The following is a 485-nucleotide window of genomic DNA, read 5'->3' as shown; positions in this document are numbered from 1 at the left end:
GCGGCGGCCGGCGCTCCGGCGCGTGGCCCACCGCCACCCCGGCAGGCCAGGGCCCCAGCCAGCCGCAGCAGCAGACCCCGCCGAGCCGGCCGCAGGCCCCGAGCCGTCCCCAGCCCCAGCAGCCCGTGACCCCCGCGCCCGCCCCTTCCGGCGGGCTCGACCCCCGCACGCTCTGGCCGAACATCCTGGAGGCCGTCAAGAACCGTCGCCGCTTCACCTGGATTCTGCTCAGCCAGAACGCCCAGGTGACCGGCTTCGACGGCACCACCCTCCAGCTCGGCTTCGCCAGCGCCGGCGCCCGCGACAACTTCTCCGCCAGTGGCAGCGAGGACGTTCTGCGGCAGGCGCTGGCCGAGCAGTTCAACGTCCAGTGGAAGATCGAGGCGGTCATCGACCCCTCCGGCGGCGGCTCGGCTCCCCCGCCCGCGGGAGGCGCCCCCGGCTTCGGCGGAGGCGGCGCGGGCGGACACGGCGCCCCGGCCCCG

General features: G+C 77.3%; 1 pseudogene. It reads left to right on the top strand.

Annotated features, from left to right (window positions below):
- Positions 1–485: pseudogene (locus tag GT030_RS28075) on the top strand (DNA polymerase III subunit gamma and tau); the annotation flags it as partial.

It is taken from the genome of Streptomyces sp. SID1328 (assembly GCF_009865595.1).
GTDB lineage: Bacteria > Actinomycetota > Actinomycetes > Streptomycetales > Streptomycetaceae > Streptomyces > Streptomyces griseoluteus.
The sequence above is the reverse complement of the archived record's forward strand: the minus strand, read 5'-3'. Positions and strand labels throughout refer to the sequence as shown.